Raw genomic sequence first — 24,547 nt, 5'->3', positions numbered from 1 at the left:
GGCTCTGCCCCAGGGGCAAGGTCAAACGCCCCACGCGGCGCACGGCTAGCGTGTCCGTATGGGGAACGCACATGAGACATGGGAATCAGGGGCGGCCGGAGTGCTGACGCTGCCCTCGGGGCGGATGATCCGGGGCCGTGGACTGCGGCACCCCCTGCCGCCCGGCCCTGAACCCACGTACGGCCTCTATCTCCTGGGGAAGCCGCCGCCCGCACAGCCGTGGGAGTCGGCCTGGCTGAAGTGGCCGGACTTCTGGCTGCCCGGCGCCGACGCGCCCGCCGCCCTGCGCACGGTCTGGGAGCGGGCGGCCGGTGAGCGCGTCGAGGTGGCTTGCGGCGGCGGGCGCGGGCGGACCGGGACCGCGCTCGCCTGTCTCGCGGTGCTGGACGGTGTCCCGGCGCACGAGGCCGTGGCCTTCGTACGCCGGAACTACGACCGCCGGGCCGTGGAGACGCCCTGGCAGAAGCGGTACGTCGCCCGCTGCGGCTTCACGCCGCCACCGCAGTGAGCACCCGCCCCGCGTCGAGGGCGAGCCGGGTGCCCACGAAGCGCTCGCGCATCCGGCGGTCGTGCGTGACGACCACGAGGGCGCCCCGGTAGGCGTCGAGCGCCTCCTCCAGTTCCTCGACGAGGGCCGGTGAGAGGTGGTTCGTCGGTTCGTCGAGCAGCAGCAGGTCGACCTCCTCGGTGACCAGACGGGCCAGTTCGATGCGGCGGCGCTGGCCGTACGAGAGCTCGCCGACCCGCAGTTTCAGGTCGGCGGGCCGGAACAGGCCCAGGGACAGGAACAGTTCGCGGTGCTCCTCGACCGTGCCGGTGCGGCCGTACGCGAACGCCTTCAGGACCGGCATCGCGGACGGCCACGGGACCTCGCGCTGCCGCAGATGCCCGATGCGGCCCGGCGCCCGGACCGTGCCCGCCGCCGCGGCGAGTTCCCCGGACAGCACGGCGAGCAGTGTCGACTTGCCCGCGCCGTTGGGGCCGGTCACAAGGAGCCGTTCGCCGGGTGCGATCCGCAGGTGCGGCAGGTCGAGCCGGCCGGGCACCCGGATCCCGGTGAGTTCGGCGGACGCGTCATCGGTGCCTCCTTCCATCAGCCCCGTGAACTGCAGCGGGTCGGGCGGCAGTTGCGCGGGTTCGGCGGTGAGCCGGGCCACGCGTTCCTTCGCGTTGCGGATCCGCACCATCGCCCCGTGGCCGCGCCCCCGCGCACGGAACCCGCCGTGCCCGAAGACCGCGAGCGGCACCTTGCGCGGGATCGCGTCGAGCCGGGCGACGTTGGACTCGGCGAGCCTGCGGTTGCGGGCGAGTTCGTCGCGCCACTGGTCGTACTCCCGGATCCGGCGCCGGCGTTCGGCGGCCTTCGCGGCGACATAGCCGCTGTAGCCGTCCCCGTAGCGGGTCGCACGGGCCTCGTCGACCTCCAGGACGGTGCTGGTCAGGTGCTCCAGGAACACCCGGTCGTGGGTGACCGCGACGACCGTGCCGCGCCGTCGGCGCAGCTGGTCCTCCAGCCAGGCCAGGGCCCGGTCGTCGAGGTCGTTGGTGGGTTCGTCGAGCAGCAGCAGCTCCGGTGCGGCGGCCAGGGTCGCGGCGAGCGCGAGCCGGGACCGTTCGCCGCCGGAGAGCGTGCCGAGGCGCCGGCCGCGGTCCAGGCCGGGCAGGCCGAGACCGTGCAGGGCGAGCTCGACGCGGGCGTCGGCGCCGTAGCCGTCGCGGGCCTCGTAGCGGGCGAGGAGTTCGCCGTACGAGACGAGCGCGGTGTCGAGCGCGGCGCCCCGGAGCGTTTCCAGGGCGGCCTCGCTCTGCCGCACCTCCCTTTCCAGGGCGCGCAGACCGGCGAGCGCGCGATCGACCGCGTCCTGCACGCTCGCCTCGCCCGGCAGCTCCAGGCTCTGGGCGAGGTAGCCGACGCCGCCGGGGGCGGTGACGGTCACCTCGCCCGTGGTGGGCGTCAGTTCACCGGCCAGCAGCTTGAGAAGCGTGGACTTCCCGGAGCCGTTGTCGCCGATGATGCCGACCTTCTCGCCGGGCGCGACGGAGAAGGAGAGAGAGTCGAGGACAGCCTCGGTGCCGCTCGCGTAGCGGTGGGTGACGTCGTGGACGGACAGCTGAGCAACTGGCGCACGCATGCGCAGGCCCCCTTGGGCTCGAAAGGACGACGGCTCGGAACGCCTGCCGCGGAGCGAGGCTCTACGCGGGGACGTTGGCAGTGATCACAGGGAACCCATGTCGGAGACCGTACGGCATCCGGAAGCGTTTGGCAAGACGGATCGTCTCGTCTCGTCGAGAAATTTGCGCGGCCCAGTGCGGAGCCCCCGGATGCCCCGCGACCCTCACCCCGCCCACCAGTCGTTTTCTCCCCCGCAGGACGGTTCATGACCAATCCATTACAGGCGGGAGCCTTGACAGGCTGCATACGGATTCGCGACGTTTAAGCCCGGCAGGGGTCGGGGGATCCGGGGGGCGGCCACCACTGCCGTGCGCGTCCTTCAACGGGCCCGCCCCCGGTCGCACCCGTGGAGGGCGGACCGCGTGGACATATCGATCCACAGACCGCAGGAGCTCGCCGGCGGGCTCCGCAAGGCCTGGCACGAGGCGATGGACGAGTCGCCGCTCTATGCGAACCCCTTCCTCGCACCGGAGTTCGCCGCCGGGATCGGCCGCCACCGCCCCGCCGCCCGGGTCGCGGTGCTGCGGCAGGCGGGCGAGCCCGTCGGCTTCTTCCCGTACGAGAGAGGCCCGTTGGGCGTCGGGCGCGCCATCGGGCTCGGGCTCTCCGACAGCCAGGCGCTCGTGCACCGCCCCGGTGTCGCCTGGAACCCCCGCCAGTTACTGCGGGAATGCGGGCTCGCGGTCTTCGAGTTCGACCATCTCGTCGCGGAACAGCGGCCGTTCGCCCCCTACGTGACCGGCACGTTCGCCTCCCCGGTCGTCGACCTCGAGCCTGCCGACGCCCCGTACGCCGGGTGGCTGCGCGCCACCTATCCCGGGCTCGCCAAGACGACGCTCAAGAAGGAGCGGCGGCTCGCGCGCGACATCGGGGAGCTGCGGTTCGTGTACGACGAGCGGGATCCGGCGATGCTGCGGCAGCTGATGGAGTGGAAGTCGGCGCAGTACCGCAGGACCGGCCGGATGGACCGCTTCGCCAAGCCGTGGATCGTCGCGCTCGTCGAGGACCTCTTCGAGGTGCGCGAGGAGCACTTCACCGGAGTGATGTCCGTCCTGTACGCGGGGGAGCGGCCGGTGGCCGTGCACTTCGGGCCCGCGTCGCGCACGGTCTTCGCCGCCTGGTTCACCACGTACGACCCCGAACTTCACTACTACTCGCCCGGGTTGATGATGCACCTGCGGATGGCCGAGGCCGCCGGGCGCCAAGGGGTGCAGGTCATGGACTTCGGGCGCGGCGACAAGACGTACAAGGACTGGCTGAAAACCCGCGAACTGCGCGTCGCCGAGGGCTTCGCGCACCGCCCGCACCCCGTCGCCACCGCCCTGCGCACCTGGCGCCGCCCGGTCCGCGGCCTGCGCAACACCGTCAACGCGCACCCCCGGCTGCGCGAGCCCGCCGACCGGCTCCTCAAGGCGGCCGGCGCGCTCAGGACGGCGCGCTCCGGACGCTGACCCCGCACCACCCGCCCAGCCGCACCACCCGACCAGGCCCGCACCACCCGAACCGGCCCGCAGCGCGGAGGTGGCTCATGCCGTACGGAGCGAGGCTCGCGGACGCGATGACACGGCGGCTCGGGCGGGAGTGCCTCTACACGCCCTCCGCGCGGCTCGCCCTCTACCTGGCGCTGCGCCGCTGGTGCCGGCCCGGCGGGCGGGTCCTGATGTCGCCGGTCAACGACGACGTCATCCTGTTCGTGGTGCTCGCCGCCGGGCTGCGGCCGGTGCAGGCGCCCGTCTCGGCCGCGGACGGCAACATCGACCCGGCCGCCGTGCCCGAGACGATGTGGCAGGGGCTCGACGCCGTCCTCACCACGAACCTGTACGGGATGCCGGACCGGGTCCGGGAACTGCGCACCCGCTGCGACCGGTTGGGGATCCCGCTCTTCGAGGACGCCGCGCACGCGATCGGCACGCACCTCGACGGGCAGGCCGTCGGCACCTTCGGGACCGCGGGCGCCTTCAGCCTCGGCAAGCATGTGCAGGGCATGGCGGGCGGCTTCCTCGCGGTCGGTGACGCCCGTACCCGGCGCGAACTGGAGCGCCTGCGCGACGACCTGCTGCTGCCCGCCCGGCTGCGCCAGGACGTGGCCACCGCGCTGCTGCCGCTGGCCCGCTCGGCCGTGCGCACCCTGCGTCTCGTACGGCCGGTCTGGCGCACCGCCCAGCGCCTCGGACTCCTCGAACGCGACGCGTTCCGTATGCCCCTGCGGGCTCCCCGCCTCACGCTCTCCGGCACCCGCGCGCCGGGCCTCCCCGCGTACGAGTCCTGGCTCCGGGTCGACCTGCACGGCTACCGCGACCGTCACGGCCCCCTGGTCCGCGGTTCACTGGCGCTGCGGCTCGCCGCGCTCGACCGGGATCTGGCGCGGCGGCGCACGGGCGTGGCCGCGCTGACCGGCACGAGCTGGGCCTCCCCGGCGCTGCGCGCGCACCTCGCGCACGAGGGCCCGCTGCCGCTGTTCCGCGCGCCCCTCCTGGTCGAGGACCGGGACGCCCTCGTCGACCGGCTCGTCCGCCACGGCCTGGTCAGCGGCTACCTCTACGACCCGCCGCTCGACGACTACGCGGGCCTTGAGTTCACCGATCCGTCCCCGTCCCCCCAGGCCGCCCGCTGGTTCGCCGCGCATGTGCTGCCCGCGGATCCGCGGCAGGCCGTGCGGGTGATCCGTGCGCTGGAGCAGGAGGGGGTACGGCCCGCGCGGTTCGTGGGGAGTGCGCAGGCGGGTGCGGTCGAGGGTGGGGTCGAGGGGGCGGCCGCGGGGGGTGCGGCCGGCGAGGGCCCGGCGACGGGAGGTGCGGCCGGCGAGGGCGCGGCCACGGGAGGTGCGGCTAGCGAGGGCTCGGCCCTGCCGCCCGCACCACCTCCTCGTACTGCCTGAGTGCCTCCTCCAGGCGGCCCGTCGCCATGAGGGCGGCGGCCAGGCGTGTGCGGATGTCCATCTCCAGCCATGCGTAGCTGGGTTCGGTCAGCGGCGACAGCAACCGCAGCTGGGCCAGGGCCTGGTGATGCAGCATGATCGACGCCGACGGGTCGCCGCTGCCGTGCACCGCGGTGCCGAGCCGGGTCAGACTGCGGGCGCCCAGGAACACGTCACCGCCCTGCTCGACCAGGCGGACCGCAGCGGTGAGCAGCCGGGCGGCCTCCTCGTGCCGGCCGCGGGGCAGATGGATGTCGGCGCTGCAGCTGAGGATCCGGCCGAGCAGGTGCGGCCGCCCGTCCGCCTCCGCGACCTGCCGCGCCGCGGCGAAGCTCGTGAGCGCCGCGTCGCCGCGGCCCTCGAACTGGTGCGAAAGCCCCTGGATCAGCAGCGCCATCGCGCCGAGCCAGGTGTCGCCGCGCCGCCGGCACACCTCGGCCGCCTCCGTCACGTACGCCAGGGCCCGCTCGCCCTCGCCGACGCTCAGCGCGGTCGCGCCGAGCCCCGTGAGCGCCCGTGCCTCCTCGCCGGCCAGGCCCAGGCGGCGGGCCGGCGCGAGGACTTCGGTGCACAGGGCGCGGGCCTGCGAGTAGCGGCGCTGGTGGATCGCGGTGTAGCCCAGGCACGTACGGACCGCGAGCGGCATCCGCGGGTCGGTGGCGCGCTCGGTGTGCGGCAGGACGAGGTCGAGCGCGGTCTGCGCCTCGTGGTAGCGGCCCTGCCGTACGAAGTAGTCGGTGTACGCCTCGGCGATCCAGCACGCCAGGTCGTACTCGCCGCATGCCACCGCGTACCCGACGACATCGGGCAGCTCGCCCCCGAACGCGTCGAGCCAGCCCTCGGCCTCCCGCCAGTCGCCGAAGCGGGTGGGGTTCTGTTCGGGGCGGGGGGTGTCGAAGGTGTCGCCGACGTCGTCGGCGTCGTCGGCGGCGAGCACGGTGGGCCCGCTGGGAAAGCCCGCGGGTCCCCAGTCGCTCGCAAGCCGCGCCGCCGTCAGATGCAGCAGCAGCGCCTTCGTACGGACGGCCGACGCCTCCGACGGGAAGGCCTCCGCGGTGCGGCGGGCGTGGACGCGGACCAGGTCGTGCAGGCGGTAGCGGCCGGGCCCGGGCTGCTGGAGGAGGCTCGCGTCCACGAGGCTCTCCAGGAGGTCCTCGGCCTCGTACGAGGACGAGCCGAGCATCGCCGCCGCCGTCCGCACATCGAACTCCACCGTCGGGGCAAGCCCCAACGCCCGGAAGCCGCGCTGCTGTTCACGGTCCAGGTGGTCGTACGACAGGCGGAACGCAGCCTCCACGCTCCGGTCGCCCACGCTCAGCTCCCCGAGCAGCCGTTCGTCCCCGGCCATCCGCCCCACCAGGTACTCCACGCTCCACGCGGTGCGGTTCTGCAGCCGGGACCCGGCGATCCGCAGCGCGAGCGGCAGCCCGTCGCACAGCCGGGCCAGCCGCCGCGCGGCCTCCTGCTCCTTGTCCGCGCGTTCCGCGCCGATGAGATGCGTGAGCAGCGAGACCGCCCGGTCGCCGTCCAGCGGTTCCAGACCCACTCGCCGCTCCGCGTCCAGGTCCGCGAGCCGTCGCCGTCCCGCGACCAGGACCCGGCTGCCCGCGCCCGCCGGCAGCAGCGGACGGACCTGCTCGGCGTCGAGGGCGTCGTCCAGGACGAGCAGCAGCCGCAGTGCGCTGGTCGCCGAGCGCCAGGCTTCCGTCAACTCCTCCAACTCCGAAGGCAGTTCGCCCTTCGCGGCGCCGAGGGACCGCAGCAGCCGCTGCAGTGCCTGCTCGGGTGTCTGGCGGCGCTGGGTGCTGTGGCCGCGCAGGTCCACGAAGAGGCAGCCGTGCGGGAACCGTCCGCTCATCTCCCGCGCGGCCCGCACCACCAGCGCGCTCTTGCCGACCCCGGCCGGTCCGTGCACGGTCAGGAGCGATACGGCGCCGGGGTCGGACGGCCCCGTGAGCAGGGCGAGTTCGGCGTCCCGGCCGATGAGCCGGCCCGCGTCGCCGGGGAGGGTGTTGACGGGGGCGGGGGCGGGGGCAGGGTTTGCTCGAGGCGGCCCGGGGGGCCGCTCCGGTGCCTCCTGCCGCAGCACCGCCGCGTGCGCGCGCCGCAGCTCCGCCCCGGGATCGACGCCCAGCTCCCGCCGCAGCCGCCGCCGGATGTCCTCGTACACCTGCAGCGCCTCGGCCTGCCGCCCGCTCCCGTGCAGCGCCCGGATCCGCAGCACCGCGAACTGCTCGTCGCACGGGTCGAAGTGCGCCGTCGGCTCGTCCACCACGGACCCGTACCGCCCGAGCTCCACGAGGGCGCCGAGCCGCCGCACCCGCACCGCCCGCACCCGCTGCCGCAGCCGCTCCCGCTCGGCCTCCGCGAAGGGGCCGGGCAGACCGGTGAGTGGTTCGCCGCGGACCAGGGCGAGGGCACGGTCCAGGGCGGGGAGCGCGTCGGCGGCCGCCGCTCCCGCATCCCGTACGAGACGATCCAGCTCATCGGTATCCAGCGCGAAGTGAACCTGCTCCGTGGCGAGCCGGTAGCCGCCCGCGTCACCCCGGATGAGCGAGTCCTCGGGCCGTGTGCCGGGCGGATCGAGGTGGCGGCGCAACGCGTACACATAGCTCGGCAGGACCTTGACGCCCGTCGCGGGCGGGCGTTCACCCCACACCGCGTCGAGCAGCTGCTCCCGGCCGACCACCCGCCCCGCACGCAGCGCGAGCGCCACGAACACCGCCTGGCGGCGCGTGGGCCCGAGGCTCAACGCGACGTCGCCACGGCCCGCCCGGACGGGTCCGAGCACGGCAACTCGCAACACCACACCGCCCCCATCGCTCTGAGAGCCTGTTTCCGAACCCCCGTCTGCGCCCCGACGCCCGGCACGCACTCTCGCCGCACGGCGCCCCAGGACAGGTGGCTCCTTCCCCAAGCTCTCAACTTCGTTCGAGCAGGGGAGACCCCATTCATGACCTGGAACGCCGCACGCCGAGAGCACGCACCGACCGCCGCTGCGCCGTCCTTCGGACGAACGACGGGGGTTCGGAAACAGGCTCTCGCCGTCATCGGAATTTCATCGGCATTGCAACGCCTCCCGAGACGCTTTGCAAGCGCGGCGGCCGGGCGAGGGGGGAAACCGGCCGCCGTGCCCCGGCCCGGCCCACGGAAGGCGGAACCCAGTTGAGCGGCATCGACACCACACCTTTGACGAGTCTCCTCGCCGAGCGCGGTCTCTTCCTCACGCAGGACGACGGCGACGCGAGCGCCGCCGTGTACATCTGCGTACAGGACGGGCTGCCCGGCGGCTATCCGATCGGCTACGCACTGCCTTCGCGTACGGGCACCTGGTTCGCGTACGCGCGCTCGCGGCCCGGCCGGATCTTCGCGTGCGACCAGGTGGACGCGGGCCTGTGGAGCCTGGAGTCCGCACTGCGCTCGGCGCTCGCGCACGCCCGCTACGGCGACGTCCTGCACGCCCTGGAGAAGGCGACCGGCTCGGACGCCACGTACACCGTGAAGGTCCCGCGCTCCTGGGCGCCGCAGCTCAGCGCGCTGCCGGGCGTCATCGGCTGCGGCGGCGGCACGCTCCGGCTGACGTCGGCGGCCTACGCGTTCCTGCGCGGACAGCCCGAACGGGGCGGGTTCTACGCGGATACGGCGGGGCGGCTGTGGCTCGCGGGGGAGTCGTACGAGCTGCGCCGGGAGTCGCGTACGGGCGGGTGAGGAGGCGGCGGGTACGGCCGGGTGAGAGGGGGCACCGCGGCTGCGCCCCGCCGGGACTCACCAGTCGATCCCCGCCGCCACCGGCAGGTGATCGCTCTCGGTCGCCGGGAGCAGCCACGCGCTGTGCGGGTCCACGCCCCGGACCAGGATCTGGTCGATCCGCGCGACCGGGAACGCCTTCGGCCAGCTGAAACCGAACCCGTCACCGGCCTCCTCCTGCACGGAGCGCAGCTGCGAGGTGAGCCCGGCGAACGTGCGGTCGTCCGTGGTGCCGTTCATGTCACCGAGCACCACGACGCGTTCGCTCCGGTCGGCGGTGACGGCCCGCGTGAGCTTCTCCAGGCCCGCGTCGCGCGAATCCGTCCAGAAGCCGCCCCGCGGCATGACCCGCACCGACCCCAGGTGCACCACGTACACCGCGAGCGGCCCCCGCTCCGTGGCCGCGGTGGCGCGCAGGGCGCGGGCCGGTTCCTCGGGCACGTCCTCGGGGTGCTCGCGCAGTCGCTCCTCGGCCAGCGGACCGACGTTGCCGCGCAGCACGTCGACCGGCTCGGTGTCCGAGAGCGGCACCTTGCTCCACAGACCGACCGTGCCCTCGACGACATGGTGCGGATACGTCTTCGCCAGCTCCTTCTCGTACGTGCCGCGCGCGGCGTCGGACAGCTCCTCCAGGGCCAGCAGATCCGCACCCGAGGCGGCCAGGGAACGTGCCGTGCCGGCCGGGTCCGGGTTCCCGGCCCCGACGTTGTGGCTGACGACCGTGAGATCGGCCGTACCGGACTGCGACTTGTCGAGCAGCAGCGAGCCGAAGAGGCTCGTCCACACGAGGGCCGGCAGCAGCAGCGCGACCACGGCCGAGGCGGACCGGCGCCACAACGCGGCCACGAGCAGCACGGGCACGACCGCACCGGACCACGGCAGGAAGGTCTCCCCGAGCGCGCCGAGCCCGCCGGCATCGGGGACCTGCGCGTGCAGCGCCATCGACAGGCCCAGGAGCAGGGCCAGCGCGGCGAGCACGAGGCCGCGCCGCCATGGCCCCTTCCCGGCGAGCGCGCGGACCGCTCTGCGCAACCGAGGCCGCGGGCCCTTGCCTTCGCTCCCGGGACCCCTGTCCTGCCTCGGCGTGGTGTCGGTGACTTCTCGTACTGCTTGGCTCACTGGTCGGACGTCCTGTAACTGAAGTCGGGCGGTGCGGAGGGCAGTTCGACGGTGATACGGAGCCCTCCTTCCGCACGCGGGATGAGGGAGAGGGTGCCGTGGTGCACCTCGGTGATCCGCCGGACGATCGCGAGCCCCAGACCGACGCCCGAGTGGTCGCCGTGGACGCGCTCGGTGGCGCGCTGGAAGGGCTCGGTGAGGGTCGCGACCACCTGGGGGGAGAGCCGCTCGCCGCTGTTCTCGACGGTGAGCGAGGCGACCCCGGGCCGTATGGCGGTCTCGACCCGGATGAAGCCCTGCTTCGGCAGGTTGTGGACGATCGCGTTGTGCACGAGGTTCGTCGTCACCTGCAGCAGCAGCGCCGGCGAGCCGAACGCGAAGGCCGGGGAACCGGAGGTCTCCAGGGCGATATGGCGCCGCTCGGCGAGCGGAAGCAGCGTCTCGGCGGCCTCCTCCGCGAGCAGCGAGAGATCCACCGGCTCGCTCCCGAAGGACCGCTGGTCGGCGCGGCTGAGCAGCAGCAGCGCCTCGGTCAGGTCGATCGCGCGGGTGTTGACGGCGGAGAGACGCTCGATCAGTTCGCCCATGTCCTGGTGCGGATCGGTACGGGCCACATCGAGCAGCGCCTTCGAGATGGCGAGCGGTGTGCGCAGCTCGTGCGAGGCGTTGGCCGCGAACCTGCGCTGCTCGGCGACCTGCGCCTCGACCCGCGCGAGCATCATGTCGAAGGCGTCCGCGAGCTCACGGAACTCGTCCTGGCGCCCCGGCATCCGGATGCGGTGCGCGAGCGAGCCCGCGGCGGCCGTGCGGGTGGCGTGCGTGATGCGGTCGAGCGGTTCGAGCATCCGCCCGGCCAGGATCCATCCGCCGAGGAGGCCGAAGACCAGCAGGAACGTCATGACGGCGGCCGCCAAGGGGGTGAAGCCGCGCACGAACTCGGTGCCGGGGGACTGCCAGTACGACCCCTCGGCGTTGGTGCGCAGCCAGCCCTGCTTCTTCAGGAAGAACCCGATGGCGACCAGCAGCAGTCCGCCGGCGAGCATGAGGAAACCGGCGTAGCTCAGGGTGAGTTTGAGGCGGACGCTGAGCCCGCGCTGCCTAGCCGGAGGCATGGCGCCCGCCTCCTTCCGGCGTGGGGTCCGTGGGGTCTGCGGGGTCCGTGGGGGCAGGACCCTCGATGCGGTAGCCGACCCCGGGCACCGTCGCGATCACCCACGGCTCACCGAGCCGCTTGCGCAACGCGGACACCGTGATCCGTACGGCATTGGTGAACGGGTCGGCGTTCTCGTCCCAGGCCCGTTCGAGCAGCTCCTCCGCACTGACCACACCGCCCTCGGCGGCGACGAGCACCTCGAGGACCGCGAACTGCTTCCGGGTCAGCGCGACGAAGCGCCCGTCCCGGAAGACCTCGCGCCGGAACGGATCGAGCCGGACGCCCGCGAGCTCCCGCACCGGCGGCCGGCTGTGCGCGCGCCGCCGGTCGAGGGCGCGCAGCCGCATGACCAGCTCCTGGAGCTCGAAGGGCTTGGTGAGGTAGTCGTCGGCGCCGAGCTCGAACCCGCTCGCCTTGTCGTCGAGCCGGTCCGCGGCGGTCAGCATCAGGATCGGCATCCCGCTCCCCGACGCGACGATGCTCTTGGCGACCTCGTCACCGTTCGGCCCGGGGATGTCCCGGTCGAGTACGGCGATGTCGTACGCGTTGACGCTCAAAAGCTCCAGCGCGGTGTCCCCGTCGCCCGCGATGTCGGCGGCGATGGCCTCCAGACGCAGACCGTCACGGATGGCCTCCGCCATGTAGGGCTCGTCCTCGACGATCAGCACTCGCATGCTCCGAGGCTACGAGCCGGGCCATATCGTCGGCATATCGAAAACGGGATACGTGCGGACAACACGCCCCGTCCTTGACTGCGGGCATGACCATCGCCCGATTCCTCACCGCCCGTACCGCTTCCACCGCCGTGGCCCTGGGGCTGACCCTGGCCGCCTCGGCCCTCACCCTGACCGGCTGCTCCTCCGAGGACTCCTCGTCCTCCTTCACGGCGGCGTCCCCGACACCGACGCGCACGGCGACGACCGAGCCCGCCGGCGACGGGGCCCCCGACTCCGACCCCGGCTCCTCCCCTGAGTCGCAGCCCCCGCGGCACCGCCCGCTGGGCGTGGCGGACGGCGCCGTGCCCGACGGCACCCGCGTCACCGCCACGATCCCGCCGGTCGCGAACCTCGACCCGTCCCTGCTCAAGGCCCTCCGCGCGGCCTCGGCCGACGCCGCACGCGCCGGCGTCACGCTCACCCTGAACAGCGGCTGGCGCTCTGCCGCCTACCAGGACCACCTCCTCGAGGAGGCGATAGCGAAGTACGGCTCGAAGGAGGAGGCGGCCCGCTGGGTGGCCACCGCGAAGACCTCCCCGCACGTGGCGGGGGAGGCGGCCGACCTCGGCCCCTCCTCCGCCACGACCTGGCTCTCCCGCCACGGCTCGGCGTACGGCCTGTGCCAGATCTACGCGAACGAGCCCTGGCACTACGAGCTCCGCCCACAGGCACGGACCGCGGGCTGCCCGGCGATGTACGCGGACCCGACGGAGGATCCCCGTATGCAGTCGTCATGAGGTCACAGTGCGAGCATGGCGCTGCGTGCGATGGCCGTGGTCGTCACCCCCTGATCGGCGCCGAGGGGCCGGAGCGCCAGCCGCACCAGAACGAGGGGGTTGTCATCCCCCGCGATCCGGTTGACGCTCAACTCCCCGCAGCGCACACATTGATGAACGATCAGCCACTCGCCGTCGGCCCGCGCGGACAGGCTCAGGGCCTCCATCCGGCCCCGGCACCCGGCCGCCCGGTCACCGGGCACGCGGGCATCGACGTGCACGCTGACCAGACAGTGCGGACAGTGGTTGCGATGCCCGGTCCCGGGCGCGTCCAGCGGTACGTCGAGCCGGCACCCGGCACAGCGGAAGTCCCGCGCCCGATGCCCGCCCTGCGTGTGCAGCACGTCCTTGTGCCGCTGGCGCCGCTGCTCGCCCTTGCTTCGCGTATTACGCCGAGGCATGTATCCGTCCCCTGCTCGTCTGTCCCCTGCTCGTCCGTTCCCCGCCGTTCACAGCGCACCGAACGCTTCGAGCGGGAAAGGCGGCTGGGCCAGCGGCCGGACGGCCATCCGCATCAGGACGAGCTGGTTGTCGTCCGGGCAGATGGCGTTGGAGGTGAGCTCATCGCACCGTACGCAGCGGTGGATGACCCGCCAGTCGCCGTTGCGCAGCACGGCGATGGAGATCGGCGACATCCGCCCATGGCAGTCGCTCGCGCCGCCTTCGACGTGGTCGACGACATGCCGCGAGTGCAGACAGGACGGACAGTGATTGCGCCGGACACCGTCGGGCGCGACGGCGGACACGGTGAGCCCGCACCAGGCGCAGGCGAAGGTACCGATTTTGAGCGTGTTGGTGGAGTGGGTGGACACCCGGGTGCTCCTTGCTGAGGGTTCGGACAGAACAGCAAGAGCAGGCCGAGGGCCTCGCGCAGCTCAGAACACCGGACCACGGGTCCGGGACGGCCGCCCGGGAAGGGCGAACGGTCGCTTACGCGATACGGCGAGGCGCACTCGGCGCGGGCCGGGTCATCAAGACACCCTTTCGACGGGCGCGAGGCCCGGGGTCGGTTCGTCGGTCGTACGAGGCCGAGGGTATGCGGGGGGTTGTGCTCGGGGCGAGCGAATTAACCGGGTGCGGGTGCGGGTGTGGGGACTCCGGTGCCGAGGGCAGGGATTGGCCCAGCCAACCGGCCCGCAAATGGCCCCTGTTGAGCGTGTCACCGGCAGTTAGATTGGCCCGGCCCGCGCACCCCCGAGGCGGGCCACGCACCCGAACTGGAGCCCTCACCCATGACCGGCACGTACGAGCCGCCCGCGACCGCCCCCCATTCAGTGGACGGGGCGGTGCGCCGGCAGGCCCGTAACTCCGCCGCCTTCTGGGCCGCGATCGGCAGGGCCCGCGGTCACGAGGTGATCCGGCGCCGCGGCTTCCTTGCCGTGCTCGGCGACGAGCGCGCCGGGACCCGTTTCCTGCTGCAGGAGCCGGACCTCACCCCGGACGACGCGGCCGAGCTCACCGAACTGGCCCGCCGCTCGCCCGGCCCGGTCGACGCCGAGGACCCGTTCAGTGCGACCGACCTCGCTCACGTGGCCGCGCGGAACTGGCAGATGCCCGTCATGATCCGCCCGCCGGGCCCTGTGGCCCCGCCGGCGCTGAAGGTCACACAGGTTCGAACCCCTCAGGAACTCCAACAGGCCGAACGCCTCGTCATCGCGGGCTTCGACCTCACCCGCTTCGAGCCGTACCGCCCCGGCGAGAAGTTCCCGCCCTCGCTCCTCGACGAGCCGGACCTTGCGCTGCACCTCGCCCTGCTCGACGGCGAACCGGCCGGCGCCTGCGTCACCGTCGTCGACGACGGATACGGCAGCCACTACTGGGTGGGCACCCCGCCCGAACACCGCTCCCGCGGCCTGGGCCGCGCCGTCATGCTCGGCTCACTCGCCCCCCTCGCCCACCTCCCGGTCACCCTCACCGCCTCCCGCCTCGGCCGCCCGCTGTACGAGTCCATCGGCTTCACGGAGGCCGCGCTGTCGACGTGGTGGTCCTCGCAATAGTTCGCAGCAGTCCCGCCCGTACGGCCATCCTCAGCCCGCCAATGGCCCAGCGAACTGGAGCCGCATTGGCCCGCACCCACGCGCCAATTGGCGCCTAGGTTCGACCCATGCCGAAGACACGAGTCGACTTCTCCTTCGACCCCGCCTGCCCCTTCGCCTGGATCACCTCGCGCTGGATCCTCGAGGTGGAGCCCTTGCGTGACCTCGACGTCCGCTTCCACGTCATGAGCCTCTACCTGCACAACGAGGGCAACGAACTCCCCGCCTGGTACCGCGACTTGGTGGACCGCTCGCTCGGCCTGGTCCGCATCGCGGTCGCCGCGGAACAGCAGGCACCCGGAGTGCTCCGCGACCTCTACACCGCGTTCGGCACCCGTATCCATACGCAGGGAATCAAGGACTTCGACGCGGTCGCCGCCGACGGCCTGGCCGAACTGGGCCTCCCCTCGACCCTGGCGGACGCAGCCGCAACCACCGCGCACGACGCCGCCCTGCGCCGCAGCCACGACGCGGGCAAGGACCCCGCGGCGGGCGGCTACGTCGGCACGCCCACGCTGCACCTCGACGGCACGCCCTTCTTCGGGCCCGTCCTGAACAGCATCCCGCGGGGCGAGGAAGCGGCCCGCCTCTTCGACGCCGTCCGCACCCTCGCCTCCCACCCCGACTTCTTCGAACTCAAGCGGGAACGCACCGGAAGCCTCCGCTTCGACTGAGCCATCGGCACCCAACTCCGCGCCTGCCACTCAGGCCCGCCCGGGCACGACACGGCCCTCCGGTGCCCGGACTCCGCAGATCACGAACGTGACGCTGATGAGCAGCCCCCAGGAGACCCACTTCGTCACGGAGACGGGCTCCCAGCCGGCGAGCTGATGGGGGTAGCTCCAGGCGCCGAGATAGGTGGCGATGTTCTCGGCCAGCCACAGGAAGAACCCGATCAGGGCGAAGGACAGTGCGAGGGGCATCCGGTGCAGCCGCACGCCGACGCGGAACCGGACCCAGGTGCCGGTAGTGGCCACCAGAAGCAGACCGCCGAGCAGCCACCGCAGGTCGGGCAGCCAGTGGTGGGTGAGGAAGTTGACGTACAGCGCAAGGGCCAGAGCGGCGGTCGTACGGGCCCGGTAGCCGGTGACCTCCAGGTCGAAGAGCCGCCGTGCACGGCACACGTAGGACCCGACGGCCGCGTACATGAAGCCGCCGAACAACGGCACCCCGGCGACCGTGGCGACGCCGGGCTCGGGATAACTCCACGACCCCACCCGCACCTTCACCAGCTCGAAGACCAGCCCGAGCACATGGCAGACCGCGACGACCGCAACCTCCCGCCGGGTCTCCCACCCGAGCAGGCGGAAGACCGCGGTGAGCAGCACGCCGTACACGAGCAGCAGGTCGTACCGCGCCACGGGCAGACCCGGCAGTACTGCCGACACCCCCATCCCGCCCACCAGCGCGAACGCGAAAGCGCAGGCGCGGGCCTGCAACCAGCCGAACTGCACGAGCTGCCCGAGGAACCCTATTTTTCTGAACACGTTCAATAGGATCGCCGGGGAGGTCGAACGGTTGCAGTCGGCGTGGCACGCCGCCCGTACCCCTGTCCCTGTGTGCGCGTTGCACATGAAGGACGGCCTTCGTACGCTCTGCTCCTGACCGAGGCCGGTACTCAAGTGGCGGTAAAAAACGGGGAGTTGAGTGTGACGGACGGGGCTGGCGGGGCCGACGGCGCAGGTGGGCCGGAGCGGGTGGTCGGTGGGCGGTACCGGCTTGTCGGTCCGCTGGGCGAAGGCGGGTTCGGCCGGGTGTGGAAGGCGCACGACGAGGCGCTCGGCGTCCATGTCGCCGTGAAGGAGGTGCGGCTGCCGCAGCAGTCGGGCCCGGGCTCGGACACGGAGCAGCACGACCGTGTGGTCCGCGCGGCCCGTGAGGCCCGCAACGCGGCTCGGCTGCGCGACCATCCCCATGTCGTCGCCGTCCACGACGTGGTGGTCGAGGACGGCACGCCCTGGATCGTGATGCGCCTGGTCGACGGCTGCTCGCTCGAGGAACGCCTGCGCGGCGAAGGCCCGCTGCCCGCCCGCTCCGTGGCCGAACTGGCCACCGCACTCCTGAAGGCCCTCAAGGCCGCCCACGCCGCGGGGATCGTGCACCGCGACCTCAAACCGGCCAACGTGATGCTCACCGACGACGGCCAGGTCCTGCTCGCCGACTTCGGCATCGCCGTCCACGAGACGGACACCCGGCTCACCGCGACGGGCGGCGTCATCGGCTCCGCCGAATACATGGCCCCGGAACGCCTCAACGGCAGCCAGGACCAGGCCTCCGGCGACCTGTTCTCGCTCGGGGCCACGTTGTACGAGGCGGTCGAGGGCATCTCCCCGTTCCGCCGCGACACCCCCACCGCCACGATGGCGGCCGTCGCCCTCCAGGACCCGCCGCCGATGCGTCAGGCCGACCCCGTCCTCGCGGCGGTGATCACCGCGCTCCTGGCCAAGGAACCCGCCGAACGCCCCGGCGTCGACAGCACGCTGGCGATGCTGCGTGCGGCATCCGCCCCCTCCGCCCCCACGGCACCGCTCGCCCCGCCTGCGGGGCAACCCGCGCCGCCGGCGGTGCCGCCCACCACCCCACAGGCGCTCCCCACGCAACCGCCCGTTCCTCCCGCCGGCCCGCAACCCCTCCTCGCCGAGGAACGCCGCCGCATCCGCGACCACGAACGCCCGGCCGACCGCTACCGCATCGCGGTCTACTGGTTCCTCGCCCTGTTCACCCTGGTCGCCGCCACCGCCGCCATCACGATGGGCGTCGCCTCCGACGACCTCTACGGGGACTACGAGTCCTCAACGGACGGCTTCCCACCGGTCAGCGACAGCGAGTTCACCGAGTACGCGGACATCTTCACGTGGCTGACAGTCGCCCAAGTCCTCACCGGCGTCGGCCTGGTGACCTGCTGGGTCCTCTGGTTCTCCCGCGTCCGCGCCTTCGCGGACCGCTTCGCCCCGGGCCGCCTCCGCTACAGCCCGCAGCGGGCGATCACGGCCTGGTTCATCCCCTTCGCCAACCTGCTCCTCCCCAAGCAGATCGCCGACGACATCTGGCACGCCTCCAGCCCGACGGGCAACCCCGCGCCGGCCCGCTTGCTGCACACCTGGTGGGTCACCTGGCTCATCACTTTCCTGACCTGGCCGGCCTTCTGGTTCCCCTGGTCCCGCACGATCGACTCCACCACCGATCACGACACCTACACCGGCTCGGACGACGTCCTCACGTACACCTCCAGCATCGACTACGACTTCGGCCTCCTCTACTGGACGGTCTTCGGCGCCCAGGCCCTCACGATCCCCGCGGCGATCATCACGGTGCTGTTCGTACGCCGCCTCACGGCACTTCAGGCGGCGAAGCTGCGCGATTGACGGCGAGTGGCGCCGGACGCCGCCTGCTCCCACTTCTTCCGTGCGCTCACCAGGGCGAAGGACAAGAACTCCCCGCGGTCCGTGGTGAGCATGTCGATGACGGGCTGGTTGGCGCTCCGGCCGTCGGGATGGTGCTCGGCACCGGCCCGGGCCCACAGGAGCCAGTCCCGCCAGGCGTCCTCCTGCAGCCGCGCGGAGGTGACCGTCACCAGCTCGGTGATCTCCCACTGGAAGCGCCACCACTCCGCCGTATGCCAGGCGATGGCTTCCCAGCCGACCACCTTCTTGATGTGGGGCGGGATCACCCCGAGTTCACGGACCTCGCGTGTCATCGCCGGGGTCGCCACACCCAACTGCCCCCCGGGCCGCAGGAACCGCAGCAGATAGGGCAGATAGCTGTCCGCCGTACCGAAGTACTCGAAGGCATCCACGCTGACGATCGCATCGAAGCTCTCCTCCTCGAACGGCAGAGCATGCGCCTCCGCCCGCACGGCCTCCACCTGCTCCCCGACACCCGCCTCGGCGAACACCGCCGCCGCCTGCTCGGGAGCGATCCACAGATCGGCCGCGACGACCTCGACCCCGTACTCGCGAGCCAGAAACACCGACGTGGCGCCCTTGCCGGACCCGAGATCGAGAACCCGCATACCCGGCCGCAGATCGAGACCCCGGGCGAGATCCTCCAGCAGCCACAACGGGTTCGGCCCCATGTCGAGCCCGAGCAACCAGGCGGGGTCGTACCGCGAGGAGCGCGGATAGCGGTCGGGACGTACGAGATCACTCAATGCAGTCACGACCACGCACCCAAGCCGCTCACATCCCCGACCGCAAGCCGTTTTGGCCTCGGTGCCGCACGCCGATAGCGCGTACCCGTGAGTGCCCTGATTCCCCATCGGACCCCGCCCGTTCTGGCACGGATGTGGCACGGGCTTCCATCCGTGGTATCGCTGCGGCCCGGAGCGCGTGATTCAAGGCACGTCTACCGTGATCACGTTCCAAGCCACTTCCAGCAATAGCCTGTTTAAGAGCAGCCTGGGCCTCTTGGCACGCCTGCTGCAGTGCGCCACCCGCGGCGTGGGCCGCATCGCTCCAGGTTGGCACCGGGCCGTTCGTCCGGACGTGCTCGGTCAGCGCCTGCCTCGCCTCGTATACGGCGCATTGCAGGGCGATCAAGGGCTCAGGGACATCTACGCCAGCCACCATCGCCATGGTAGGCGCGACCTTCTGATCCGTAGCTCTAGAGAGAACGGTCAATCACGGTCATACCGGCCGAAGTTAGAGCCATAGTAAGCGTTGCTGAGCATGGGCGGTCGTTGTGGTTGCGGTACTTCACTGCTGTACGGGACGCGAGATCTGTACGGCCAGTTCATCGACCACCTGCGCAGGGATGTTCTGCGCGCCTTCTTCCCGCAGCGCATCAGAGAGTGCCTGCCGCACGACCTCGTACGGCTGCCCTGCGTAGCGGTAACGGGTCCGGTCAACAGCACGCTCCATCTTCGCCAGGTGGGCAACCACGTGCGGAATCGCCTTCTCGTACTCGCTCGGATCTGTGGTCATGAGATGAGCCGATCAATAGAGGTTGCCGACGTCCGACATTCGCCGCCGCTGATGTCAGCTCTGGACGTCAGGACGGGGAGGGTACTGGTCCTCGTCCGGCCGCCACGTAGGCCTCCGGTACGCAAGGTCGATGTCACAGAAGAGGTTGCCCTCTGATTCTGGGGGCGACCCATTGCTGATCATGATGTGGGCCTCGCCATTTACGGGGTGGTCGTCCGCCAGGCCTCCCACTGATCCAGGGTTCGGCGACTAGCTATCAGGCTGTAGCACCACATCGACCGCCCTCGCGGGCCCCTCTGGATCGTCGACCGACACACGCACGCGCCACCGTTGAGGGCCTCCGAGGTACCTGACGAAGCGGCTCTCTGCCATTACGTCACCGAGAGCGAGGCGCCTGTCGGCTAGATAGAGGGTGCCGTCGAACACCGTGGTAAACGATGTGTCGCATTCGGTGCCCTCGCCGTAGTCACGGAAGAGCCGGACCTTGATCAGAACGACCTGAGCTTCCACGCGCACGAGGATGTGGGTGTCAGAGGCGACGGCTGCCTCTCCAGCCAGCGCAAGGTCATTGCGAATCCAGTCGGGGGCTCCCAGTGCCATGATCGGGTGGTTGACGTACAGGTCAACGCCAGCAATCTGCACGGCCCCCGCCTCTCTTTGAACGCGACGAGGGGACGCTAGCAGCCGCGGCGAGACGCAAGGCCGGTGGAGTCTCAATGACTCATGGGGTGAGGCTGAGCTGGGGCGTCGCTGACTTGCGCGTTCCCGACCGTCCGATCGGGCACGCGAGGGGCACGACCGATCGCTCACGTCAGGATGCGTCGCCCTGCGATGTGAGGCGGTTCTTCTTGTAGTAGCTGTTCATCCAACCAGCGCCAAAGACCTGCTTCTCGGTGGCCTCTGGCTCCATTGCCCCGGCGAACCAGAACAGGGTCTCAACGCCTTGCTGCGTCGGGCTCAACCCGCCGACCCAAGAAGCCAGGAGGTGAAGGTTGCCTTCGCTCAGCTTGATCACAGCCCGGTGCACCTGATCCGGCTGCTCCCCCTCGTACGTGTTCAGGACGTGGAGCGCCAGGGGTACGTCTGCCTCGGTGAATGTCATCCGACAGAGATCGTGTATTTCGGCGGAGACAGGCATGGAGCCAGCATGAAGTGCCGAGACCACTCCCGGCAACGGCGACGTGAGGTCGGCGGAGCGGCTTTGGACTGGAACTGCTGTGGGGATCGATCCTGGACGCGATCGCTCGCAAGACTCCAGACGCTTGACCTTCCCAGGCCCTAGCTGAACTGCGGTGGGCCGATGACGGTCCGGCCGACTTGCTCCGCCAGCCAAGATGCATGCCGCTCGCTGTACGCGTTGCTGCTCCGGTCACGTACGTGGACGAGGACGGTGTGCCCGTTGGACCACGCGTCCATCTCGCGAGTGGCGGCGTTGAACAGCACGGTGACCTCGGCATGCTTGTAATCCGCGTACAGATCACGCTCTGGAACTTCTGGCCATCCGAGGAAAATCCAGCGGATCTCGGCCATGTACTTACTGGCGACTGCTGTGAAGGTCGGTGTCCTCCTTCCTGAACCACGCGTCGGGCATGGCCTTCAGAGCGACCAGGACGTCCTCGATTCTGGGGAGCTCAACATCCACGTCCACCTTCGCGTGCTCCAGGTCGCCGACGCCGAGCAACTGACGAGCCACGCGCAGGGCCAGTGTGGGATCGGGTGTGTGGAAGACGGGATACGCCACGTCATTGGACATGCGCGCACCCTGCCACAACGATCGGCAGTCGAAGATTGGTTTTCTGCAGGCACGAGAGGGTGCTGTTCCAGCGCGGTCGGCGGATTCCTAATCGCCGAGCCACGTCGCGCTCTACCCCCTCGATGCGAACTACCGGCGGTGCGGTCGCTGAGGTCTGCTGGCCTGCTCAGGCGGTCGGTGAGGGGCTACTACGGCCGGAAGCGGTCGGCAGGGTTGCTGTACTTCTGTGCTGTACCGCGCGCCCCTACTCGGTGGTCTCGGCGCCGGCGAAGTAGTCGAGCGTAGGATCAGGCGGCCCGCAAGCCAAGATCGCTTCGACCGCGGGCCAGGATCTGACGGGTACCGGGTAGCAGTGGATCATCCACGCGTCGTCGGGGTCCGGGGTGATGACCGGGTCGTCAGTGACCATGCCCGTTGATGTCAGATCTGGATGTCAAAGACCCCCAGCCATGATCGGCTGGGGGTCTTCGCCCATGTGCCCCCGGCAGGATTCGAACCTGTGACACCAGCTTCAGGAGCGAGGTTGGATCACGTGGCGGCTGACCTGCGAGTTCGCTCCCTGGGCTGATCTCCTTCAAGCCGCCCGTTGATCCTCGTTATTGCCCTTGCTCCCCACCTGATCTGGCACGGATGTGGCACGCCGCTAACCGAACGGCCCCTCTAGCCACTCACCCCGCATGATGCGTTTGTTGAGTGCGTCATCAAGGCAATTGACGTGGGCCCAGATGGTCTGCGTGCTCTGCACTCCGGCGCGGATGATGTCCAAGGTGACCCCGTCGCCGAAGACGCCCACGTCGCTACTCTCCATGCAGAACGCGCAGATCACCCGCTCCTCAACGCTCATGGCGGTCACCGTTCCTGCGAGCGTTGATGCCACCAGGCTTCCGCTGCCCACGTGCTCACATCCCGGATCCACGGGTCCGGGATGGTGCGTCGTTCGAACTCGTCATCCAGACGGGACACGATGGTCCCCAACTCGGCTTCGGCAGCCGGCGGCAGCCACGCGAGGGCGTCGTCCAGTTGGTCTCGGGCCTGTAGGGGATCGCAGCAAGGGCACCCGGGGTTGTCCGCTGACAGATAGCGGCAGGGCTGTCGCAGGAACTGGTGATAGGTGCCGAGCGCTTCCACTACTGCGTCGACCCAGAGGCGCTGTTCCTCCATGCGTTGGATCGCGAGGCGGGTGCGAGCGGAGACTGCGCGTATTCGGCGAACCGGTACTCCCGGGCGGGGGCGCCACTGTTCGGCGCGCAGTGAACCAGGGCGCCTACGCGGCATTGCCCCTTCGGTTGTCGGTCATAGGCGCACGGTACAGAGGGACCTGACGCGTGGCTACCGAATACTCCATGGTCGATGCTCTGCGCTTGGGAATCTGCGGTGATCGAGGGCCACGCGGCTGCTGAGCTGGCAGAACGGTGGGATCGAGGCGGGCGTCGCTGCATGTCGCAGACCGCGATTCCCCGTGGTTCACCGCTCGATCTGGTGCGGCTGTGGTGCGTCGGCCCGCTCGGCTAGACCTTCTGATCCGTAGCTCTAGAGAGAACGGTCGGTCACGCTCATGCCGGCCGAAGTTGAGCCCATGGCGGCAATGACGAGACGTGAGCGGCTGCTGTGGTTGCTGTATTTCGCTGCTGTACTCCAACGGTGGTTGAACGCCCTCACTCACTGACAGCCAGAACGATGAGCAGCGGCCCGTAGATCAACGCGACGGCAGCGCACAGTTGGCGCCATCTCACGGACCGGCGCAGTTGAACGGTGCCATCCCACTTGCCGCCACGACGGCCACTCTTGTGCGCCTCACAGAGACGACTGAATGCCTTCTGATAGGTCGGGTATCCCCGCAAGCCGCCGATCAGTGAGCCACCGAAGGCGATTGAGCCGAGTTCTCGGTCATCGCGCAGGCGGATGCACAGACCGTCGTCCGCTGTGATCTCTGCAACAGCTGGCCATGCAACTGTTGAGGTCACGACGATGTTAGTGACGGTCAGGTGAGCGTCCGTGAACCGGATGGCCGAGTGCCATCCCATCACCCAAAAGAAGACCACAGACCCCGCGACCGTCAACGGGGGCATGTACCCGTCCTCGCGCATGAAGACCGCAACCCACATTGCGCACGCGTAGAAGCCAACCCCCATTGCCGTCGACAGCCACGTGAAGAACGGCCGACGCACTACGGCCTCACTCATTTCCACATCACCCCGGAAGGATCTTCGGTTCCGGGAAGATACAGGTCAAGGGCTGCATCACAGGTCGGCTGCGCGGCTTTAACCGGTGTCCTGCCTGTTTGGGGTCGGGCTGGGTAGGCCGTGGAGCCGGCCGCTCCCGCCGATGGGCAACGACCATGGAAGCGGGTCCGTCGACATTGCACCGTCGCCGCGATCCGGCCTTAGTCGAAGCACAACGCGTCTTTGACCTGTACGTATGGCGTCCCCGTTTGCCCCTGTGACTGACCAGCGCCGCGCTCTGCGCGGCCCTCAATCCTCTGGATTGATCCTTCTGGACTTGGATCTACTTCGTGTCCTGGTGGTTCTTGGGGTTTCTGGGGTTCCGCCGGCACTGTGCCCGGCGAGATCAACCGACGCTCTTCTTTCCAACTCCCAGGCCGGATCGCGGCGGCGGGGCGATGTCGACGCGCACGCGTCACCACGGGCGTGATCACTTCAGGCGGGAGTGGCAGCGGTCTCCGAGGCGGATCCGTGAGCCCGGCCAGCGAGCGAAGCGAGCACTTGATGATGTAGGGAAACTTTGTCCGCGCGGCTGACCGGGCGGGTCTCGGGCTGTCGGTGCTCTGATCGGCGCAGCTACGGTGAAGTTCATGCCCTCCGCACTCGATACGCCTCAAGGTGCTGCCGCCCTGGCTGAGACCCTGCTGCCGCCGCTCGGGAACCGCTGGCTGCACACGCAGGCCGTAGCCGCGAAGGCTCAAGAGTTTGCGTCGGTGATAGCCGGAGGACGAGCGGGATCTCCTCGTGGCTGCGGCCTGGTTGCACGACCTCGGTTACGCCCCTGAGCTGCGGGACACAGTGCATGGCGCGATGATCCGCAAGACTCGGGGAGAGGACCGGCCGCCGACGAAAGTGGCACGTGAGTGGCACGGATTTGATCATGCCGAAGGGCCAGGCCCGGGGGAGCACCCCAGTCCTGGCCCTTCTCGCTGTGCCCCCGGCAGGATTCGAACCTGCGACACCAGCTTTAGGAGAGCTGTGCTCTATCCCCTGAGCTACGGAGGCCGGGATCT

The 24,547-nt window shown here is 70.6% G+C and carries 26 protein-coding genes and 1 tRNA gene; 8 read left to right on the top strand and 19 right to left on the bottom strand.

Annotated elements, in window-relative coordinates; translation table 11 throughout:
- Positions 1-58: 58 nt before the first annotated feature.
- The gene (locus ACIBI4_RS14140) at positions 59-508 is read left to right on the top strand and encodes a protein phosphatase (protein WP_399204068.1); all 450 of its coding nucleotides are present in this window, start codon (positions 59-61) and stop codon (positions 506-508) included.
- Here ACIBI4_RS14140 and ACIBI4_RS14135 read toward each other — a convergent pair.
- Positions 489-2,132, bottom strand: coding sequence for a TlrC/CarA/OleB/SrmB family ABC-F type ribosomal protection protein (locus tag ACIBI4_RS14135; RefSeq protein ID WP_399204067.1), 1,644 nt, complete (start codon positions 2,130-2,132; stop codon positions 489-491). The genes ACIBI4_RS14140 and ACIBI4_RS14135 overlap by 20 nt on opposite strands.
- Before the next feature lie 403 nt (positions 2,133-2,535).
- On the opposite strand from ACIBI4_RS14135, the gene ACIBI4_RS14130 reads away from it, so the two are divergent.
- Both ACIBI4_RS14130 and ACIBI4_RS14125 read left to right on the top strand, forming a co-directional pair.
- Positions 2,536-3,624 carry a GNAT family N-acetyltransferase gene (locus ACIBI4_RS14130; RefSeq protein WP_399204066.1) on the top strand — a complete coding sequence of 363 codons (1,089 nt, stop codon included), beginning with the start codon at positions 2,536-2,538 and terminating at the stop codon, positions 3,622-3,624.
- 77 nt (positions 3,625-3,701) lie between these two features.
- Entirely contained in the window at positions 3,702-5,051 is a 1,350-nt protein-coding gene (locus ACIBI4_RS14125; protein WP_399204065.1) for a DegT/DnrJ/EryC1/StrS family aminotransferase, read from the top strand.
- Here the strand turns inward: ACIBI4_RS14125 and ACIBI4_RS14120 are convergent.
- Positions 5,002-7,881 (bottom strand): AfsR/SARP family transcriptional regulator, encoded by a 2,880-nt coding sequence (locus ACIBI4_RS14120; protein WP_399204064.1) that lies wholly within the window; start codon positions 7,879-7,881, stop codon positions 5,002-5,004. The two genes, ACIBI4_RS14125 and ACIBI4_RS14120, sit on opposite strands and share 50 nt — an antisense overlap.
- Positions 7,882-8,255: 374 nt before the next feature.
- Here ACIBI4_RS14120 and ACIBI4_RS14115 point away from each other — a divergent pair, with 374 nt between their 5' ends.
- On the top strand, positions 8,256-8,798 hold the full coding sequence (locus ACIBI4_RS14115; protein WP_399204062.1) for a hypothetical protein: 543 nt from the start codon (positions 8,256-8,258) through the stop codon (positions 8,796-8,798).
- A 57-nt stretch (positions 8,799-8,855) separates the two neighbouring features.
- On the opposite strand, the gene ACIBI4_RS14110 is transcribed toward ACIBI4_RS14115, so the two are convergent.
- The 3 genes from ACIBI4_RS14110 to ACIBI4_RS14100 all read right to left on the bottom strand — a co-directional run bounded on the left by ACIBI4_RS14110 (position 8,856) and on the right by ACIBI4_RS14100 (position 11,783).
- The gene (locus ACIBI4_RS14110; RefSeq protein WP_399204061.1) at positions 8,856-9,869 is read right to left on the bottom strand and encodes an endonuclease/exonuclease/phosphatase family protein; all 1,014 of its coding nucleotides are present in this window, start codon (positions 9,867-9,869) and stop codon (positions 8,856-8,858) included.
- Between the two features lie 83 nt (positions 9,870-9,952).
- A complete protein-coding gene (locus tag ACIBI4_RS14105) occupies positions 9,953-11,068 on the bottom strand; it encodes a sensor histidine kinase (RefSeq protein WP_399204060.1) in 1,116 nt (371 codons plus the stop codon).
- Positions 11,055-11,783, bottom strand: coding sequence for a response regulator transcription factor (locus tag ACIBI4_RS14100; protein WP_399204059.1), 729 nt, complete (start codon positions 11,781-11,783; stop codon positions 11,055-11,057). Before ACIBI4_RS14100 ends, ACIBI4_RS14105 begins: the two co-directional genes overlap by 14 nt.
- An 86-nt stretch (positions 11,784-11,869) precedes the next feature.
- Here ACIBI4_RS14100 and ACIBI4_RS14095 point away from each other — a divergent pair, with 86 nt between their 5' ends.
- Positions 11,870-12,562 (top strand): M15 family metallopeptidase, encoded by a 693-nt coding sequence (locus ACIBI4_RS14095; RefSeq protein WP_399204058.1) that lies wholly within the window; start codon positions 11,870-11,872, stop codon positions 12,560-12,562.
- A 2-nt stretch (positions 12,563-12,564) separates the two neighbouring features.
- Here ACIBI4_RS14095 and ACIBI4_RS14090 read toward each other — a convergent pair whose 3' ends face one another.
- Positions 12,565-13,002, bottom strand: a complete 438-nt coding sequence (locus ACIBI4_RS14090; protein WP_399204057.1) for an RNHCP domain-containing protein — start codon at positions 13,000-13,002, stop codon at positions 12,565-12,567.
- Between the two features lie 48 nt (positions 13,003-13,050).
- Positions 13,051-13,413: an RNHCP domain-containing protein gene (locus tag ACIBI4_RS14085; protein ID WP_399204055.1), complete on the bottom strand. Its 363-nt coding sequence runs from the start codon at positions 13,411-13,413 to the stop codon at positions 13,051-13,053.
- A 420-nt stretch (positions 13,414-13,833) separates the two neighbouring features.
- On the opposite strand from ACIBI4_RS14085, the gene ACIBI4_RS14080 reads away from it, so the two are divergent.
- Entirely contained in the window at positions 13,834-14,598 is a 765-nt protein-coding gene (locus ACIBI4_RS14080) for a GNAT family N-acetyltransferase (protein WP_399204054.1), read from the top strand.
- 107 nt (positions 14,599-14,705) lie between these two features.
- The gene (locus tag ACIBI4_RS14075) at positions 14,706-15,311 is read left to right on the top strand and encodes a DsbA family protein (protein ID WP_399204053.1); all 606 of its coding nucleotides are present in this window, start codon (positions 14,706-14,708) and stop codon (positions 15,309-15,311) included.
- A 30-nt stretch (positions 15,312-15,341) separates the two neighbouring features.
- On the opposite strand, the gene ACIBI4_RS14070 is transcribed toward ACIBI4_RS14075, so the two are convergent.
- Positions 15,342-16,124: a DUF817 domain-containing protein gene (locus ACIBI4_RS14070; protein WP_399204052.1), complete on the bottom strand. Its 783-nt coding sequence runs from the start codon at positions 16,122-16,124 to the stop codon at positions 15,342-15,344.
- A 162-nt stretch (positions 16,125-16,286) separates the two neighbouring features.
- Here ACIBI4_RS14070 and ACIBI4_RS14065 point away from each other — a divergent pair, with 162 nt between their 5' ends.
- The gene (locus tag ACIBI4_RS14065) at positions 16,287-18,002 is read left to right on the top strand and encodes a protein kinase (RefSeq protein ID WP_399204051.1); all 1,716 of its coding nucleotides are present in this window, start codon (positions 16,287-16,289) and stop codon (positions 18,000-18,002) included.
- Here the strand turns inward: ACIBI4_RS14065 and ACIBI4_RS14060 are convergent.
- The 11 genes from ACIBI4_RS14060 to ACIBI4_RS14010 all read right to left on the bottom strand — a co-directional run bounded on the left by ACIBI4_RS14060 (position 17,978) and on the right by ACIBI4_RS14010 (position 24,539).
- Positions 17,978-18,802: an SAM-dependent methyltransferase gene (locus ACIBI4_RS14060; protein WP_399204050.1), complete on the bottom strand. Its 825-nt coding sequence runs from the start codon at positions 18,800-18,802 to the stop codon at positions 17,978-17,980. The genes ACIBI4_RS14065 and ACIBI4_RS14060 overlap by 25 nt on opposite strands.
- Before the next feature lie 529 nt (positions 18,803-19,331).
- Positions 19,332-19,559: a hypothetical protein gene (locus ACIBI4_RS14055; RefSeq protein WP_399204049.1), complete on the bottom strand. Its 228-nt coding sequence runs from the start codon at positions 19,557-19,559 to the stop codon at positions 19,332-19,334.
- Positions 19,560-19,808: 249 nt separating this feature from the next.
- On the bottom strand, positions 19,809-20,201 hold the full coding sequence (locus ACIBI4_RS14050) for a hypothetical protein (protein WP_399204048.1): 393 nt from the start codon (positions 20,199-20,201) through the stop codon (positions 19,809-19,811).
- Positions 20,202-20,370: 169 nt separating this feature from the next.
- A complete protein-coding gene (locus ACIBI4_RS14045; protein ID WP_399204047.1) occupies positions 20,371-20,697 on the bottom strand; it encodes a hypothetical protein in 327 nt (108 codons plus the stop codon).
- A gap of 140 nt (positions 20,698-20,837) precedes the next feature.
- On the bottom strand, positions 20,838-21,089 hold the full coding sequence (locus ACIBI4_RS14040) for a hypothetical protein (protein WP_399204045.1): 252 nt from the start codon (positions 21,087-21,089) through the stop codon (positions 20,838-20,840).
- A gap of 4 nt (positions 21,090-21,093) precedes the next feature.
- Complete coding sequence (locus ACIBI4_RS14035; RefSeq protein WP_399204044.1) at positions 21,094-21,312, bottom strand: hypothetical protein; 219 nt, start codon at positions 21,310-21,312, stop codon at positions 21,094-21,096.
- A gap of 244 nt (positions 21,313-21,556) precedes the next feature.
- Entirely contained in the window at positions 21,557-21,721 is a 165-nt protein-coding gene (locus tag ACIBI4_RS14030; protein WP_399204042.1) for a hypothetical protein, read from the bottom strand.
- Positions 21,722-21,955: 234 nt separating this feature from the next.
- Complete coding sequence (locus tag ACIBI4_RS14025; RefSeq protein ID WP_399204041.1) at positions 21,956-22,156, bottom strand: hypothetical protein; 201 nt, start codon at positions 22,154-22,156, stop codon at positions 21,956-21,958.
- A 5-nt stretch (positions 22,157-22,161) separates the two neighbouring features.
- Positions 22,162-22,473: a hypothetical protein gene (locus ACIBI4_RS14020; RefSeq protein ID WP_399204040.1), complete on the bottom strand. Its 312-nt coding sequence runs from the start codon at positions 22,471-22,473 to the stop codon at positions 22,162-22,164.
- A gap of 494 nt (positions 22,474-22,967) precedes the next feature.
- On the bottom strand, positions 22,968-23,495 hold the full coding sequence (locus tag ACIBI4_RS14015) for a hypothetical protein (RefSeq protein WP_399204039.1): 528 nt from the start codon (positions 23,493-23,495) through the stop codon (positions 22,968-22,970).
- A gap of 971 nt (positions 23,496-24,466) precedes the next feature.
- Positions 24,467-24,539, bottom strand: a tRNA-Arg gene (locus ACIBI4_RS14010).
- Positions 24,540-24,547: the final 8 nt, after the last annotated feature.

Origin of the sequence: Streptomyces sp. NPDC050418, assembly GCF_044458745.1 — a bacterium.
GTDB lineage: Bacteria > Actinomycetota > Actinomycetes > Streptomycetales > Streptomycetaceae > Streptomyces.
This window is presented reverse-complemented; position numbering and strand designations above follow the sequence as displayed.